This window comes from Phreatobacter sp. (assembly GCF_016793595.1).
In the GTDB taxonomy this organism is placed as follows: Bacteria; Pseudomonadota; Alphaproteobacteria; order Rhizobiales; family Phreatobacteraceae; genus Phreatobacter.
The window spans coordinates 141,408-157,425 of sequence record NZ_JAEULY010000029.1; the positions used below are offsets into that span (position 1 = coordinate 141,408).

14 protein-coding genes and 1 pseudogene are annotated in these 16,018 nt (G+C 66.6%); 8 read left to right on the forward strand and 7 right to left on the reverse strand.

Annotation, left to right across the window (positions count from 1 at the left end; genetic code table 11):
• From JNK84_RS22955 to JNK84_RS22970, 4 genes are all read left to right on the forward strand, one after another.
• Positions 1 to 1,266, forward strand: coding sequence for a beta-ketoacyl-ACP synthase (locus JNK84_RS22955; protein ID WP_293428642.1), 1,266 nt, complete (start codon positions 1 to 3; stop codon positions 1,264 to 1,266).
• A complete protein-coding gene (locus tag JNK84_RS22960) occupies positions 1,266 to 2,015 on the forward strand; it encodes an SDR family oxidoreductase (RefSeq protein ID WP_293428545.1) in 750 nt (249 codons plus the stop codon). The genes JNK84_RS22955 and JNK84_RS22960 overlap by 1 nt, the downstream gene beginning before the upstream one ends.
• 20 nt (positions 2,016 to 2,035) lie before the next feature.
• Positions 2,036 to 3,382: an O-antigen ligase family protein gene (locus tag JNK84_RS22965; RefSeq protein ID WP_293428546.1), complete on the forward strand. Its 1,347-nt coding sequence runs from the start codon at positions 2,036 to 2,038 to the stop codon at positions 3,380 to 3,382.
• 112 nt (positions 3,383 to 3,494) lie between these two features.
• On the forward strand, positions 3,495 to 4,931 hold the full coding sequence (locus tag JNK84_RS22970; protein ID WP_293428547.1) for a mannose-1-phosphate guanylyltransferase/mannose-6-phosphate isomerase: 1,437 nt from the start codon (positions 3,495 to 3,497) through the stop codon (positions 4,929 to 4,931).
• Positions 4,932 to 4,993: 62 nt separating this feature from the next.
• Here the strand turns inward: JNK84_RS22970 and JNK84_RS22975 are convergent, their stop codons facing one another.
• The 7 genes from JNK84_RS22975 to rfbB form a co-directional block, all read right to left on the reverse strand.
• Positions 4,994 to 5,893 carry an NAD-dependent epimerase/dehydratase family protein gene (locus JNK84_RS22975; RefSeq protein WP_293428548.1) on the reverse strand — a complete coding sequence of 300 codons (900 nt, stop codon included), beginning with the start codon at positions 5,891 to 5,893 and terminating at the stop codon, positions 4,994 to 4,996.
• Entirely contained in the window at positions 5,890 to 6,825 is a 936-nt protein-coding gene (locus tag JNK84_RS22980) for a glycosyl transferase (protein WP_293428549.1), read from the reverse strand. Before JNK84_RS22980 ends, JNK84_RS22975 begins: the two co-directional genes overlap by 4 nt.
• A gap of 133 nt (positions 6,826 to 6,958) precedes the next feature.
• Positions 6,959 to 8,107: a DegT/DnrJ/EryC1/StrS family aminotransferase gene (locus JNK84_RS22985; RefSeq protein ID WP_293428550.1), complete on the reverse strand. Its 1,149-nt coding sequence runs from the start codon at positions 8,105 to 8,107 to the stop codon at positions 6,959 to 6,961.
• Between the two features lie 150 nt (positions 8,108 to 8,257).
• A complete protein-coding gene (gene rfbC / locus JNK84_RS22990; protein ID WP_293428551.1) occupies positions 8,258 to 8,812 on the reverse strand; it encodes a dTDP-4-dehydrorhamnose 3,5-epimerase in 555 nt (184 codons plus the stop codon).
• Positions 8,809 to 9,711 carry a glucose-1-phosphate thymidylyltransferase RfbA gene (gene rfbA, locus JNK84_RS22995; RefSeq protein WP_293428552.1) on the reverse strand — a complete coding sequence of 301 codons (903 nt, stop codon included), beginning with the start codon at positions 9,709 to 9,711 and terminating at the stop codon, positions 8,809 to 8,811. The genes rfbC and rfbA overlap by 4 nt, the downstream gene beginning before the upstream one ends.
• Complete coding sequence (rfbD, locus tag JNK84_RS23000) at positions 9,708 to 10,610, reverse strand: dTDP-4-dehydrorhamnose reductase (RefSeq protein ID WP_293428553.1); 903 nt, start codon at positions 10,608 to 10,610, stop codon at positions 9,708 to 9,710. Before rfbD ends, rfbA begins: the two co-directional genes overlap by 4 nt.
• A 1-nt stretch (position 10,611) precedes the next feature.
• Entirely contained in the window at positions 10,612 to 11,700 is a 1,089-nt protein-coding gene (gene rfbB, locus JNK84_RS23005) for a dTDP-glucose 4,6-dehydratase (protein ID WP_293428554.1), read from the reverse strand.
• A 355-nt stretch (positions 11,701 to 12,055) separates the two neighbouring features.
• On the opposite strand from rfbB, the gene JNK84_RS23010 reads away from it, so the two are divergent.
• The 4 genes and pseudogenes from JNK84_RS23010 (at position 12,056) to fcl (ending at position 15,906) form a co-directional block, all read left to right on the forward strand.
• Positions 12,056 to 13,393: an O-antigen ligase family protein gene (locus JNK84_RS23010; RefSeq protein WP_293428555.1), complete on the forward strand. Its 1,338-nt coding sequence runs from the start codon at positions 12,056 to 12,058 to the stop codon at positions 13,391 to 13,393.
• Between the two features lie 115 nt (positions 13,394 to 13,508).
• Positions 13,509 to 13,730 (forward strand): annotated as a pseudogene (locus tag JNK84_RS23015) (sugar phosphate nucleotidyltransferase); the annotation flags it as partial.
• 147 nt (positions 13,731 to 13,877) lie between these two features.
• Positions 13,878 to 14,954, forward strand: a complete 1,077-nt coding sequence (gene gmd, locus JNK84_RS23020) for a GDP-mannose 4,6-dehydratase (protein ID WP_293428556.1) — start codon at positions 13,878 to 13,880, stop codon at positions 14,952 to 14,954.
• Entirely contained in the window at positions 14,944 to 15,906 is a 963-nt protein-coding gene (gene fcl / locus JNK84_RS23025) for a GDP-L-fucose synthase (protein WP_293428557.1), read from the forward strand. The genes gmd and fcl overlap by 11 nt, the downstream gene beginning before the upstream one ends.
• Positions 15,907 to 16,018: the final 112 nt, after the last annotated feature.

The following is a 16,018-nucleotide window of genomic DNA, read 5'->3' on the forward strand; positions in this document are numbered from 1 at the left end:
ATGAAGGACAGGCACGGCCGGCCCGTTGTGGTCGTCACCGGCATGGGCGTCGTGACCTCTCTCGGTCAGGGCAAGGACGAGAACTGGGCGAAGCTCACCGCCGGCCAGTCCGGCATCCACACGATTTCGCGTTTCCCCATCGATGGCCTGCGCACGACCATTGCCGGAACGGTCGATTTCGTGCCCTTCGACAATGCGCCCGACCTGACCACCAAGATGGCGGCGCTGGCGGGCGACGAGGCCGTGGCCGAGGCCGGCATCGGCGAGGCTGGCGGCTTCCCCGGTCCCCTGTTCCTCGGCATGCCGCCGGTGGAGCTCGAATGGCCGCAGCGGCAGGATCTTGCCCGCGCTTCGGGCAAGGCCGCCGACATCACCTATGCCGACATCCTGAAGGGCGCGGCCGCCAGGGATTTCGGCGCCATGCAGAAGCGCTTCCTGTTCGGCTCGGTCGGCGACGAACTGTCCGACCGCTTCGGCACCAGGGGCGCGCCGATCTCGATCTCCACCGCCTGCGCCACCGGCGCCACCGCCATCCAGCTCGCCGTCGAGGCGATCCGGCGCGGCGAGACCGATGCGGCGCTCGTCATCGGCGCGGACGGCTCGGCCAACCAGGAATCGCTGGTGCGGTTCTCGCTGCTCTCGGCGCTGTCGACGCGCAACGGCGACCCGACCGCCGCCGCGCGGCCCTTCTCCAAGGACCGCGACGGTTTCGTCATGGCGGAAGGGGCGGGGGCGCTGGTGCTCGAATCCTACGACCACGCCAAGGCGCGCGGCGCGACCATTCTCGGCGTTGTCGAGGGCTGCGGCGAGATGGCGGATTCATTCCACCGCACGCGGTCCAGCCCGGACGGCGCGCCGATCATCGGCTGCATCCGGAACGCGCTTGACGATGCCGGCGTGACGCCCGCCGATGTTCAGTACGTCAACGCCCACGGCACCTCGACGCCCGAGAACGACAAGATGGAATATGTCGGGCTCGCCGCCGTGTTCGGCGATCATCTCGCCAATGTCGCGGTGTCCTCCAACAAGTCGATGATCGGCCATACGCTGTCGGCGGCCGGCGCCATCGAGGCAGTGTTCACGCTGATGACCATTGGCCGCGGCGTCATTCCGCCGACGATCAACCACACCGAAGCCGATCCGGCGATCAAGATGGATCTGGTGCCGAACAAGGCCCGCGAGGCCAAGGTGACCCGCGCCATCTCCAATTCCTTCGGTTTCGGCGGCCAGAACGTCTGCCTCGTGCTCGCGGCGGAGCCGGCCTGATGGGACGCGTTCTCGTCACCGCCGGCGCCAAGGGCATGGGCGCGGCCATCGTCCGCGCGCTGGTCGAGGCCGGCCACGACGTCACCTTCACGGTGCGCTCCTCCGGCGAAGCGGCGGAAGCGCTGGCGACCGAGCTGAAGGCCGCCCATCCCGGCCGGGATGTCGCGGTCGCGACGCTCGACCTCGCCGACAAGGCGGCCGTGGACGCCTTCTGCGCCGAGCTGGAGCAGGGCGAGGCGCTCTATGGCCTCGTCCACAATGCCGGACAGCCCTACGACCAGCTGGCCGCTGTGATGGATCAGGCCAAGGCCGAAGCCGTCATGCAGGTGAACTTCTTCGCCTTTACCCGCCTCGTGAACGCCGCCGTGCGGCCGATGATGCGGGCGCGAACCGGGCGTATCGTCGCCATCGGCTCGGTGACCGCCGAGCGCTCCAATCAGGGCAATGCCGCCTATGGCGCGTCCAAGGCGGCGCTCGCCGCCTACTGCCGGACGCTCGCCATCGAGAGCGCCAAGCGCGGCGTGGCCGTCAACGTCGTCGCTCCCGGCTTCGTCGATACCGACATGATGGCGAAATATGCCGACTATCGCGACAAGATGGAGAGCCAGATTCCGGCGGGCCGCTTCGCGCGACCCGAGGAGATCGGCGCGCTCGTCGCCTATCTGATGTCGCCGCTGGCGGGCTATCTGACCGGCGCGACCATTGCCATGGACGGCGGACTCACGGCATCGATGGGCCTGCAACGTTAGGTTGGGGACTGCGGGACGCCATGACGGCCGCCGATCTGCCGGCTCCCGACGCTCCGCCCCCCGGTCGCTCGCCGCTCGGTGCGGCATGGGCGTGGCTGTGGGCCACCATCGACGACCCGAACCGCGCCGCCTGGCTCTATCTGCCGGTGCTTGCCTTCCTGCCGCTGACCTTCGGCAGCGTCGCGACCTTCTTCTATTTCGGCGCCTGCATCTATGTCGGGCTGATCTTTCTCGGGCGGCGTCTGACATGGGTCTGGCCGCCGACGACGGCCTTTGGCTGTCTCGCGACGCTCGGCTATTTCGCGGTGACCATCGTCTCTCCGCTGTTCTTTCCCGACAAGGTCGATGGCTGGCGCGACGTCGGCACGGCGTTCCACTACCTGGCGCTGACCATGCTGGTCGGCGCACTGGTCCAGACGCCGAAGGTCGATGTCTTTGATCTGTTCCTCAACGGCCTGCGTGCCGGCGCCATCGTCTCGTTCGGCCATGCGCTCATCCAGGTCTTCGTCTTCGGCCATCCGCGCGCGACGGCCGGCATGGCCAACGCCATCCCCTTCGGCGACACGGCGATCCTTGCCGCCGGCCTGTCGATGGTCGGTTTCGCGCGGCTGTCGCCACGCATGCGGACCTTCGCCTTTCTCGCCGCGCTTTCCGGCATCGGAGGCTGCCTGTTGTCGCAGACGCGCGGCGCTCTGCTCGCCCTGCCGCTGATCGTCGTGGTCGTCGGCGTGCATCTGTGGCCGCTGATCCGCAGGCGGGCGGCGCGCGCCGCGCTGGCGCTCGGGCTCGTCATGATGGCGCTCGGCCTGTTCGGTACCCTCGCCAAGATTCCCGATCGGATCGCACAGGTGCGACAGGGGATCGAGACCGCCGAGCCGGCGCGCCACCGCGACCCGGCGACGGCGCATCGCGTGATCCTCTGGACCTACGGCCTCGACGCCTTCCTCGACCGGCCACTGCTGGGCTACGGCAGTCAGAACTCCGTCGACGAGGTGCGCGAGCGCGCGGCCCGCGCCGGCTTCCCCCTCCCGGCCTACAGTCACCTTCACAACGAATACGTGACCACGGCGGTCGGGCGCGGCCTCGTCGGCCTTCTCGCCCTGCTGCTGCTGCTGGCCGCCCCTGTCATCATCGCTCTCGGCTCGCCGCCGGACGAGCGGCAGCGCGATCGTATCGCCTTCGCCGTGATCCTGTCGGGCAGCTACGGCCTGTTCGGCCTCACCAACCTGCTGTTCAGCCACGACCAGACCAACACGGTCTATGCGTCGGCCTATCTGGTTCTGCTGGTGGCCTCGCATCAGGCCGCGGTTGGGCTGACGACGTTCCGGCGGCCCTTTCTCGGCGTGCCGCCGGCCCGCGGGGTGTGACGCTGGCAACCATTCCCGTTGACCATGCAGGGCGAAGTCAGTGGCGCGCTGCAATGCGAGGAGCTAGGGCTTGCCGAGGCATGCCGAACGAAGCGTGAAGGGTTTGGTTACAATGGCCGAGAAGTCGCGGATCGTCCCTGTGATCCTGTCGGGCGGCGCCGGAACGAGGCTCTGGCCCGCCTCGCGCGAGGCTTATCCGAAGCAGTTCCTGCCGCTGCTCGGCGAGCGCTCGACCTTCGAGGAGACGCTCAGGCGTGTCGCCGATCCGGACGTCTTCGCCGATCCGGTGGTGGTGACGGGCGAGGATTTCCGCTTCCTCGTCGCCGACCAGCTCGCGCGCGCGGGCACGGCCGGCCGGATCGTGCTGGAGCCGATGCGCCGCGATTCCGGACCCGCCATCGCGGTTGCCGCCGAATTGATCGCCGCCGCCGATCCGGACGCGGTGATGCTGGTGCTCGCCGCCGACCATCTTGTCTCCGATGCCGCCGCCTTCGCGGCGACCGCGCAGGCGGGCCTTGCCGCTGCCGAAGCCGGCGCGCTGGTCACGTTCGGCATCAGGCCGACCCACCCCGCCACCGGCTACGGCTACATCCGCCCGGGCGACATGATGGACGGGCGCGTGCGCATGGTTGCCGCCTTCGTCGAGAAGCCGGACGAGGACCGTGCCAGGGCCTTCCTCGGCGAAGGCTATCTCTGGAATTCCGGAAACTTCCTGTTCCGCGCCGACGTGTTCCTCGCCGAACTCGCCCGTTTCGAGCCGGCAATCGCCGCCGCCGCCAAGGCCGTGGCGGGCTCGATCGCCGTCGACAAGGCCGGCAACGTCACTTTCGAACGCATCGACCGCGAGGCTTTCGCGGCATCCCCGGCGAAATCGGTCGACTATGCGGTCATGGAGCGCACCGACCGCGCCGCCGTGATCGAGGCCGACTATGCCTGGTCGGACCTCGGTTCCTGGGAAGCACTCTGGGACATGGCGGACAAGGATGAGGCTGGCAATGCCGTGCGCGGCGCCGTGTCGCTCTCCGGCACCCGCAATTCCTATGTCGCGAGCGACGACATCCATACCGCCGTGATCGGCCTCGACGATGTCGCTGTCGTCGCCACCAAGGATGCCGTGCTCGTGGCGAAGCGCTCTGTCGCAGCCGAGCTGAAGGGCCTCGTCGCCGACCTGCGCAGCCTGCCCGAGACGCGCCGCCTCGCCGACGAGCACCGGCAGGTGCTGCGTCCCTGGGGCTCCTACGAGAGCGTCGATCGCGGCGAGCGCTTCCAGGTGAAGCGCATCGTGGTCAAGCCGGGCGCGCGCCTGTCGCTGCAGAAGCATTTCCACCGCGCCGAACACTGGATCGTCGTCAAGGGCACGGCGACCGTCGAGGTCGATGGCAAGGCGACGATCGTGCGCGAGAACGAGAGCGCCTATATCCCGCTCGGCGCCTGGCACCGTCTCACCAACGAGGGCAAGATCCAGCTCGAGCTGATCGAGGTGCAGTCCGGCAGCTATCTCGGCGAGGACGACATCGTGCGCTCCGAGGACGACTACAAGCGAGTCTAGCTTTCGCCGGGGAGCGGGACCATCTCGTCCTGACCGGACGACAGGCGGCTGGCTGCTGCCGTCTAGTTGCGGGCGAGGCGGGCGAGGCCCGCCGCGGAGGTTTCCGGCGGCACCCAGCCACGGGCGCGCAGGCGATCGGACGACACCGACAGTCCGTCACGAATCTGCGCCGCGCGCGCGCCGGCCAGCGCGGCCTGCAACAGGCGCGGCGCGGCGACGATCCGGGGATCGCGGCCGAGCGCCACGCGCATGGCGCCGACAATGTCGGCGAGGCTCAGCGGGGTGCCGTCATCGACGTGAAACGTGCCGCCGGCCGCGCCCGCATCCTCGGCGAGATGTGCGACCGCGGAAGCGAGATTGACGTCGGAGACAAGGGAGTGGCGGCCCGTGAGGCCACGGAGCGGCAAGGGCAGGCCGGATCTCGCGAGGGCGGCGAGCCGCCCGAGATTGCCGCGCGCTCCCGCGCCATGCACGGCTGGCGGCCGAAGGATGATCGCCTCGGGAAGGGCCGCGCGGACGGCCCGTTCGCCGGCGAGTTTCGAGCGACCATAGGCGTCCGTCGGCGCGGCAGGCGCATCCTCGGCCAGCGGCGCGGCCGATGACGGCCCGGATATCGCGCGGATCGACGAGACCAGGATGAAGGTCCGCACGCCCGCCGACACGGCGGCGCGCGCCAGTTCGCCGGTCGCCAGCGCATTGACGCGCATCAGCATGGGCTCGTCGTGGCCGCGAGGCTGATGGGCGAGGCCCGCCGCGTGGACGACGGCCTCGATGCCGTTCATGAGCGCGCCCGCATCGAAGGCATGGGCGAGCTCCGGCAGCCGCACGGCTTCGACAGGGCCGCTCGCGGCCAGCCGCGCGGGATCGCGGGCCGCGCCGCGAACCTGATGTCCGGCGCTGGCGAGATAGCGCGCCACGGCCGCGCCGACGAAGCCGCTCGCTCCCGTCACCAGCACTTTCATGGCCGCGCCCTCTCGCGCCGCAGCCAGACGAGGATCGGGATGAGGGTCCAGGCCGCGCCGAGGGTCAGCGCGCCGATGCCGCCCGCGCGGCTGGCCCAAAGGACCGTCGCCAGGGCCAGCAGGGCATTGCCCGTCGAGATCAGGCCGACGGTGATCGCCACCCGCCGCATCGGCACGCCTGTATCGACGGCCCGCTGGTAGGCATGGTCGCGGTGAGGGCGGGCGAGGTTCTCGCCGCGCATCAGGCGGCGGATGAGCGTCAGGCCGCCATCGACGAGCGGATAGAGCAGGATCAGAACGGCCGCCGCCGCGTGGCCTGCCGCCGCCAGCGCCAGCGCCAGCCAGCCGAGCAGCAGGCCGAGCGGCAGGCTGCCGGAATCGCCGAGAAAGACCCTGGCGGGATGCCGGTTCCACAGCCAGAAGCCGAGGGTCGCGCCGAGGCCGGCGGCGGCGAGCGGCCCCGCCGCCAGCGCCAACCCCCCGGCCGATGCGACGGCGGTGGCCGCCGCGAAGGCGGGCGCCGCATGGGCGACGGTGATCTCGTCGATGCCGTCGATGAAATTGACGAGATTGACCGTCACCAGCAGGACCATCGCCGACAGGACCCATGCGACGGGAGCGGGGAGCGGCGCGAAGGCGCCGGGCGGCATGAACGCCGCGACAGCTGCCGCCGTGAGAGCCTGCGCAACCAGTTTCGAGCGCCAGCCGAGCGGGCGGCGGTCATCGGCAAAGCCCAGCGCGCAGAGCGCGGCAAGGCCCGCGCAGCAGGCGAGGGGCGGAAGGCTGAAGGCGCCCGACAGGTAAAGCGCCGGCAGGCCCGTTGCCAGCATTGCCGCCACGGCTCCGATGCCGCCGCCTTGAGGGGTCGGGCTTGCATGCGAGGAACGGGCGTCGGGAACGGCCGCGGCGACCCGGCCGAGCCAGGGCAGCATCCGTCCGATCAGTCCCCATGCGAGCAGGGCCGCGACGACGGCGATGGCGGAAGAGGCGGGGATGGCGACGCTCCCGATTGAGGCCGATCATCCGCCACTAGCCGGGCGCCGGCGCGCCCGCAAGCGTCCTGCCTCAGGAAAGGCTCGCGCGGACGCTGTCGATGATCCGGTCCTGCAGCGTCTCGTCGATATAGGGATGCATCGGCAGGCTGATGACCTCCTCCGCGAGGCGGTCGGAAACCGGCAACCCGTTGCCGGCGATCGGATAGTCCCGGTAGGCCGTCTGCCGGTTCAGCGGGCGCGGATAGTAGATGGCGGTCGGGACGCCCTTGGCCTTCAGGCGGTTGGCGAATTCGGTACGGTCGCGGCCGCGCAGCAGGATCGTGTACTGAGCCCAGGCGGAGACGAGGCCGTCCCGCACCACCGGCACGTCGACAAGGTCGCCCAGCGCCTCGTTGTAGCGCGCGGCGACGCGGTTGCGGGCGGCGATCTCGTCCTCGAAGATCTTCAGCTTCTCCAGCAGCACCGCCGCCTGGATCGTGTCGAGCCGGCCGGTGAGCCCGACGCGCTGGTTGTCGTATTTGTCCTCGACGTTCTGGCCGTGGATGCGCAGCGAGCGGAGGACGGCGGCGAGTTCGGCGTCCTCGGTGAAGATCGCGCCGCCGTCGCCGTAGCAGCCGAGCGGCTTGGCGGGGAAGAACGATGTCGCAGTCGCCATGCCGATGGTGCCGATCTTGCGGTCCTTGTAACTGCCGCCGAAGGACTGGGCGGCATCCGACAGCACCCAGAGGCCGTTGGCGGCCGCGATCGGCTCGATGGCGTCGTAGTCGGCGGCCTGGCCGAACAGGTCGACCGGAATGACGCCCGCGGGCTTCAAGCCGAGTTCGCGCGCCTTGGCGACGGCAAGCTCCAGCGAGCGCGGATCAGTGTTGAAGGTCTCGGCATGAACGTCGAAGAAGACCGGCGTCGCGCCGAGCCGGACGATGACAGAGGCGGTCGCCGCAAAGGTGAAGGCCGGGCAGAACACGGCATCGCCCGCCTTGACGCCCTTGGCCATGAGGATCAGCAGCAGCGCGTCGGTGCCGCTGGCGCAGGTGACGACATGGCTCGCGCCGCAGAATGCGCCGAGCGCCTTTTCCAGTGCCGGCACTTCGGGACCCATGACATAGGCGCCGTGGTCGACGACGCGCAGCACGGCCTCGTCCATGGCCGCGCCGATCCGGCGGCGCTGGGCGCCAAGGTCGATGAACGGGATCGGGGCGAGCGGGGCGGATTGGGTCATCGAGCGGGTCTGCCTTGGGGCCTGGCCGGCAACGGTAGGTGCCGCGAATCATCGGCGCGCCGGCAAAAATCTAGGGCGAACCCATAGGCAGTTCGGCCCGGCGGCTTAAATCACTTTGTCTTTCCGTCGGTTACCGCGGCGGGCCGCGGCCTATCCCGCCTCCGCGGCGATCTCACGGAGCAGCGGGGCGGTGCGATCCTTGTCAGAGAGCGTCGCCTCTAACTCCGCCACAGGCCATTCCACGCCGATGTCCGGGTCGTTCCAGCGCACGCCGGCATCGTGCTCGCGACTGTAATAGTCGGTGACCTTGTAGATGACCTCGGTGTTATCGCGGAGCGTGCAGAAGCCGTGCAAGAAGCCGGGCGGCACCCAGATCTGGCGCCAGTTCTCGGCCGAGAGCTCCATCGCAACGTGCTTGCCGAAGGTCGGCGAGCCCTGGCGGATATCGACGGCGACGTCGAGGATCGCGCCGCGGACGACGCGGATCAGCTTGCCCTGCGCCCGCGGCGCTTTCTGGTAGTGCAGTCCGCGGATCGTGCCGCGGGCGGCCGAGAGCGATTGGTTGTCTTGCACGAAAGCGAAGGGGCCGGCCGTTGCCTCGAAGCGGTCGGTGCGGAAGATCTCGGAGAAAAAGCCACGTCCGTCCGGGATGCGTGCCGGCTCGATCACAAGGAGACCGTCGATCGCCAGCGGTTCGATTTTCATCTGACCTCGTCTCCCGACATGGAGGCGTGGAGGCCCTCCTCGAGCACGCGCTCCAGATAGGCGCCATAGCGGCTCTTGCCCAGCGATCCGGCGAGATCACGCAGCTGCGCCGCGTCGATGAACCCCTTTTTGAATGCGATTTCCTCGGGGCAGCAAATGCTGAGCCCCTGCCGCCGCTCGACCGTGCGCACAAAATTGGAAGCATCGGCGAGAGAATCTGGTGTTCCCGTGTCAAGCCAAGCATAACCCCGGCCTAGTCGTTGCACGTCCAATTCTCCGCGCTCCAGATAAGCGCGGTTCACGTCGGTAATCTCCAGCTCGCCACGTTTAGAGGGCTTAAGAGCCTTCGCGATGGAAACGACATCGTTATCGTACATATACAGACCCGTCACCGCCCAGTTGGATCGCGGTCTTGGGGGCTTTTCCTCGATCGAGACGGCCCGGTTGGCTCGGTCAAATGCGATAACGCCGTAGCGCTGGGGATCCTCGACCTGATAGGCAAAAACAGTCGCTCCTTTTCGCCGCGCGATCCTGCTCATGAGCAGCTCGCCTAGGCCGGCGCCGTAGTAGATGTTGTCGCCGAGGATCAATGTCGCAGGCTCATTTTCGATGAAGTCTTCGCCGATGATGAAGGCTTGTGCCAGTCCATCGGGTCTTTGCTGTTCGGCAAATTCAAAGCGCAGACCCCATTGTCGCCCGTCCTTGAGCAGTCGCCGAAACATCGGCAGATCGCCGGGTGTCGAGATAATGAGGATGTCTCGTATCCCTGCCAGCATCAGGGCAGACAGGGGATAGTAAATCATGGGTTTGTCGTAGACCGGCACGAGCTGCTTTGACACGGCGAGGGTGATTGGATGCAGCCGAGTGCCGCTGCCTCCGGCGAGGATGATCCCCTTCATCGGGTCAAGGCTCCCTGTTCCTTCAGCCTGTCCATGCAACGGGCGAGCGCCTCGCGCCACTCGGGCAGGGCGACGGCGTGGGCCGCCTTCAGTTTTGTACAATCCAGCCGGGAATTGGCCGGCCTTGCCGCGGGGGTTGGATAATCGGCCGTGGAGATCGGCCTGACCGTGGCCGTAGGGCCGCCGCGCGCCGCCGACTGGCGGAATATCTCCTCGGCGAAGCCGGCCCAGGTCGTCTCGCCGCCGCCGCTCATGTGAAAGACGCCGCGCAGGTTGTGGCGTGTCGACTCAGCAAGTAAGTTCCGCGCGACCTGCACCACCGCCACGGCGATATCAGGCGCATAGCTCGGCGCGCCCTGCTGGTCGGCGACCACCGAGACCTCGGGGCGGTCGGCCGCGAGCCGCAGCATGGTCCGGAGGAAATTCTTGCCCTCGGCGGCATAGACCCACGAGGTCCGGAGGATCGCATGGTCCGGGTGGGCGGCGGCCATGGCCCGTTCCCCGGCGAGCTTGGAGCGGCCATAGGCGCTCATCGGCGCCACCGGATCGGTCTCGACATAGGGCGCGGGGTTGGCGCCGTCGAAGACGTAGTCGGTCGACAGATGCAGGACCGGCACGCCGAGCGCTGCGGCGGTCGCGGCGACCGCGCCCGCACCCGTACCGTTGACCTGCATGGCGAGATCGCTCTCGGTCTCGGCCCTATCGACGGCGGTATAGGCGGCGGCGCTGACCACGGCGTCGGGCCTCAGGCCGCGCAGCACGCCCTCAACGTCGGTAGGTTCCGCCAGATCGAGCTGCGGCCGGCCCACCGGCAGCACCACGAGATCGGCGCAGTCCGCGCCCAGTTCCACCAGCGCGGAGACGACCTGTCCGGTCAATCCGGTCACGACCAGCCGCATGTCAGCTCACCGTCGCCACGGGCAGGCCCAGCCGCTCGCCGGCATAGACCTTGTCGCGCAGGGGCCGCCACCACCATTCATTGTCGAGATACCAGCGCACCGTCTTCTCGATGCCGGTCTCGAAGGTCTCCTCGGCGCGCCAGCCGAGCTCGGTTTCCAGCTTGGTCGCGTCGATCGCGTAGCGCAGGTCGTGGCCGGGACGGTCGGTGACGAAAGTGATCAGCTGCTCGTGCGGGGCCGCTTGCGGCCTCAGCCGGTCGAGAATGGCGCAGATGGTGCGCACCACGTCGATGTTGCGCCGCTCGCTGCGGCCGCCGACATTGTATTTCTCGCCGATCCGCCCGTTCGCCGCGATCATGTCGAGAGCGCGGGCGTGGTCGTCGACGTAGAGCCAGTCCCGGACGTTCTCACCCTTACCATAGACCGGCAGCGGTTTGCCGTGCAGCGCGTTGAGGATGACCAGCGGGACCAGCTTCTCGGGGAAATGGAACGGCCCGTAATTGTTCGAGCAATTCGAGATCAGCCCCGGAAAGCCGTAGGTGCGCGCCCAGGCCGAGACGAGATGGTCGGCCGCCGCCTTGGAGGACGAATAGGGCGATGACGGGTCGTAGGCCGTCTCCTCGGTGAACAGGCCGTTCGGCCCAAGCGAGCCATAGACCTCGTCGGTGGAGACATGCAGGAAGCGGAAGGCTTCCATGCGTTCCGTCGCAATAGAGGACCAATAGGTGCGCGCCGCCTCCAGCATGACGAAGGTGCCGACGATATTTGTGTCGATGAAGTCGCTGGCCGCACTGATCGAGCGGTCGACATGGCTCTCCGCCGCGAGATGGATGACCCGGTCGGGCCGAAAGCCGTCGAAAGCCTCGGCCACCGCGGCGCGGTCACAGATGTCGACCTGCGCGAACCAATAGTGGCGTGAATTTTCGATCGGGCGTAGCGAGTTGAGGTTGCCGGCATAGGTTAGTTTGTCGAGGTTCAGCACCGCTCCGCCTGCGCCGATGAGGTATCGACAAACCGCCGAACCAATGAAGCCAGCTCCGCCCGTGACAAGGATGCGGCTCCCTTCAGACGAGCTCCTGGGTGGAGTCATTGTCATGCTCTCGGCGTTGCTGTTGAGGATGCCAGATCATTCTCTCGGTCGCGGCGGTTCTCCCCGGTCAGTCCAACGTGTTGCACCATTGCGTCAGCGTGATGGCGTTCGACGGGAGTGTCGGTGCTCGCAGCTGCTGCCCCTTCGAGCTAATCAGTCCTCCGCTGGGGGGGGCACAGTGAGTTGAATCGCTTGGGCTCACGCGTTTTGGGGTCTCGGTGGCGGCGGCTGCTCTCCCCGAAAAATCGCTCTCTTACCCGATCGGAGTTGCCGGCAGCGGCCGGCTGGACATGGTTATTGCTATCGGGCAGGGAGGTAGTCATCGATCTTGCGCAACTTAAGATTTGCTTATCTTATGTCCCCTGGACCCCCAATTGCCGACGCTCAGCCGCCCGGACGCTCGCCTTTCGCTGCGGCCTGGGCATGGCTTCTCGCCACCATCGACGATCCGAACCGCGCGGCCTGGCTCTACCTGCCGGTGCTCGGTTTCCTGCCGCTCACCTTCGGCAGCGTCGCGACCTTCTTCTATTTCGGGGCCTGCATCTATGTTGGGCTGATCTTCCTGATCGGCCGCCTCACATGGGTCTGGCCGCCGACCACGGCCTTCGGCTGCCTCGCGACGCTCGGCTATTTCGCGGTGACCGTCGTCTCGCCGCTGTTCTTCCCCGACAAGCTGGAGGGATGGCGGGATGTCGGTACGGCGCTCCACTATCTGGTGCTGACCATGCTGGTCGGCGCGCTGGTACAGACGCCGAAGGTCGATGTCCTCGACCTGTTCCTCAATGGCCTGCGCGCCGGTGCCATCGTCTCCTTCGGTCATGCCCTTATCCAGATGTTCGTTTTCGGACATTGGCGGGCGACGGCGGGCATGTCGAACGCCATCCCCTTCGGCGATACGGCGATCCTCGCGGCCGGCTTGTCGATGGTCGGCTTCGCGCGCCTGTCGCCACGGATGCGGGCGTTCGCCTTCCTCGCTGCGCTCTCAGGCATCGGCGGCTGCCTCCTGTCGCAGACGCGCGGCGCGCTGCTCGCCCTGCCGCTGATCGTCGTGGTGATCGGCGTCCACCTGTGGCCGCTGATCCGCAGGCGCGCGGCGCGGGCGGTGCTGGCGCTGGGATTGGTCATGATGGCGCTCGGCCTGTTCGGGACGCTGGCGAAAATCCCCGACCGGATCGCGCAGGTCCGGCAGGGTTTCGAGACGGCCGAGCCGGCCCGCCATGTCGATCCGGCGACGGCGCATCGGGTGATCCTGTGGACCTATGGGCTGGAAGCCTTCCTCGAACGGCCGCTACTCGGCTACGGCAGCCAGAATTCCGTGGACGAGGTTCGCGCACGGGCAGGGCAGGCCGGCTTCACCCTGCCGGCCTACAGCCACCTGCACAACGAATACATGACCACGGCGGTGGGGCGCGGCCTCGTCGGCCTGCTCGCGCTCCTCCTGCTGCTGGTCGCGCCGATCATCATCGCGCTCATGTCGCCACCGGACGAGCGGCAGCGCGACCGGATCGCCTTCGCGGTGATCCTGTCGGGCAGCTACGGTCTTTTCGGCCTGACCAACCTGCTGTTCAGCCACGACCAGACCAATACGGTCTACGCTTCCGCCTATCTGGTGCTGCTGGCGGCGTCGCATCAGGCGGCAGTCGGCCTGAAAGCCTTCAGCCGGCCTTTTCTCGGCGTGCCGCCGGCGCGTTGAGCACCCCGGCAACCATTCCCGTTGACCATGGATCGCGAAGATTGTGGCGCCTGGCCGGGCGAGCGGATAGGGCTTGCCGGGACATGCCGAACGAAGCGTGAAGGGTTTGGTTACAATGGCCGAGAAGTCGCGGATCGTCCCTGTCATCCTGTCGGGTGGCGCTGGAACGAGGCTCTGTCCCGCCTCGCGCGAGGCCTATCCCAAGCAGTTCCTGCCGCTGCTCGGCGAGCGCTCGACCTTCGAGGAGACGCTCCGGCGCGTCGCTGACGCCGCCGTCTTCGCCGATCCGGTGGTGGTGACCGGCGAGGACTTCCGCTTCCTCGTGGCTGACCAACTTGTCCGGGGCATTCCTCAACCTCGCTCTCCCTTGCCCTAGTCCGAGCGAGCCGAATAGCATACTCCAAAACACCCGCGGCGGATCATCAATTCCGGACGGGTCAACCCCGCGGCGTTGGCGTCGTCGGGACAGCGACTGAGGAGCAGCATGATCAGTTCAGGTTCTGGAAAAGTTGCGCTGATCACAGGCGTGACAGGGCAGGATGGTGCTTTCCTCGCCGACCTTTTGCTCAACGAAGGCTATACTGTACACGGCATCAAACGCCGCTCGTCATCTTTTAATACGAGCCGGATCGAGCACCTCTATCAAGACCCTCATGCGAAAGATCAGCGTTTCATCCTGCACTATGGCGACATGACGGATGCCACAAATTTGATCCGCATCGTCCAAGAGGTTCAGCCCGACGAAATATACAATCTAGCGGCCCAGAGCCATGTGCAGGTTTCGTTCGAGACGTCAGAATACACAGCCAATGCGGACGCGATGGGTACCTTGCGCCTGCTAGAGGCGATTCGTCTGCTCGGCTTGACCAAGAAAACGCGTTTCTACCAAGCCTCGACCTCTGAACTCTATGGCAAGGTTCAGGAGGTTCCCCAGCGAGAGGGCACGCCCTTCTATCCCCGCAGTCCATATGCGGCGGCCAAACTGTATGCTTACTGGATCGTTGTGAACTACCGCGAGGCCTATGGCATACATGCCTCGAACGGCATTTTATTCAACCATGAGAGCCCACTGCGTGGCGAGACCTTTGTCACTCGCAAGATCACGCGCGCGATCGCGGCGATCCATCTCGGCTATCAGGAGAGGCTGTATCTCGGCAATCTCGACGCCAGGCGCGACTGGGGACACGCACGCGAGTATGTTCGCGGTATGTGGCTGATGCTACAGCAGGAGGAGCCTGACGACTATGTTCTGGCCACCGGTGAGACCACGATGGTAAGGGACTTCGTCACGCACGGTTTCAGGCAGGTCGGGATCGATATCGTCTGGCATGGCAACGGCATCGGCGAGAAAGGCGTGGACTCCAGAACGGGCAATGTGTTGGTCGAGGTCGATCCACGCTATTTCCGACCGACCGAGGTCGATCTGCTCATCGGCGATCCCACAAAGGCTTTGACCAAGCTCGGCTGGAAGCACCAGACGAAATGGCATCAGCTGTGCGAAGAGATGGTTGCATCGGACCTCAAGCTCGCCGAGCGGGAGGGCCACCGGCATGCACGCTGAAACTATGGTGCCAAGGGCTGCCTTTGGTCTCGCGGGGAGGCGGGTGTGGATCGCGGGCCACAGCGGCATGGTGGGATCGGCATTGGTGCGCAGGCTGCGCAGCGAGGCCTGCGAGATTTTGACCGCCGTGCGTAGTGAGGTAGATCTCGTGCGCCAGGACCACACCGAACGCTGGCTCGCCCGCAACAAGCCCGACGTCGTGATCGTTGCGGCAGCAAAAGTTGGTGGCATCCTCGCCAACGACACCTATCCCGCCGATTTCCTCTATCAGAACCTGATGATCGAGGCGAATATTGTCGAAGCGGCGCGTCAGGTGGGCGTAGGCAAGCTCCTCTTCCTCGGCTCGAGCTGCATTTATCCAAAATTCGCGCCCCAGCCGATCCAAGAGGCTTCCCTGATGACCGGTCCTCTCGAGTCGACTAACGAGTGGTACGCGATCGCAAAGATTGCAGGCCTCAAGCTCGCCCAGTCCTATCGCAAGCAGTATGGTTGCGATTTCATCTCAGCGATGCCCACCAACCTTTATGGTCCAGAAGATAATTTCGACCTTCAATCCAGTCATGTGATGCCGGCCCTGCTGCGCAAGGCGCATGAGGCCAAGCAGCGCGACGATAAGCAGATTACCATCTGGGGCACGGGAACGCCGCGCCGCGAGTTTCTTCATGTCGACGATTGTGCCGATGGGCTGGTGCACTTGCTCAAAACCTATTCGGGGCATGAGCATGTCAACATCGGCTCCGGCGAGGATGTGACCATTCGAGAATTAGCCGAAACCGTCTGTGAAGTCGTAGGCTTCAAAGGAGAGATTATCAACGACACCAGCAAGCCGGACGGAACGCCGCGCAAGCTGATGAGCGCGGACCGGCTGCGGGCGCTGGGGTGGGCGCCGAGGATGGGGCTGAAGAAGGGCATCGCACATACGTACCAGTGGTTCCTCGCAAATCGCGCATGAGCGTCGTTTTGTTGGCCGAAAAGCCTGCAGCGGTCTCGACGGTCCTTGATCGTGGTACCGACGGAGAAGGCTCTCTGGCCCGGGATTCGAGGGTTCGTTAAGACATCCATCG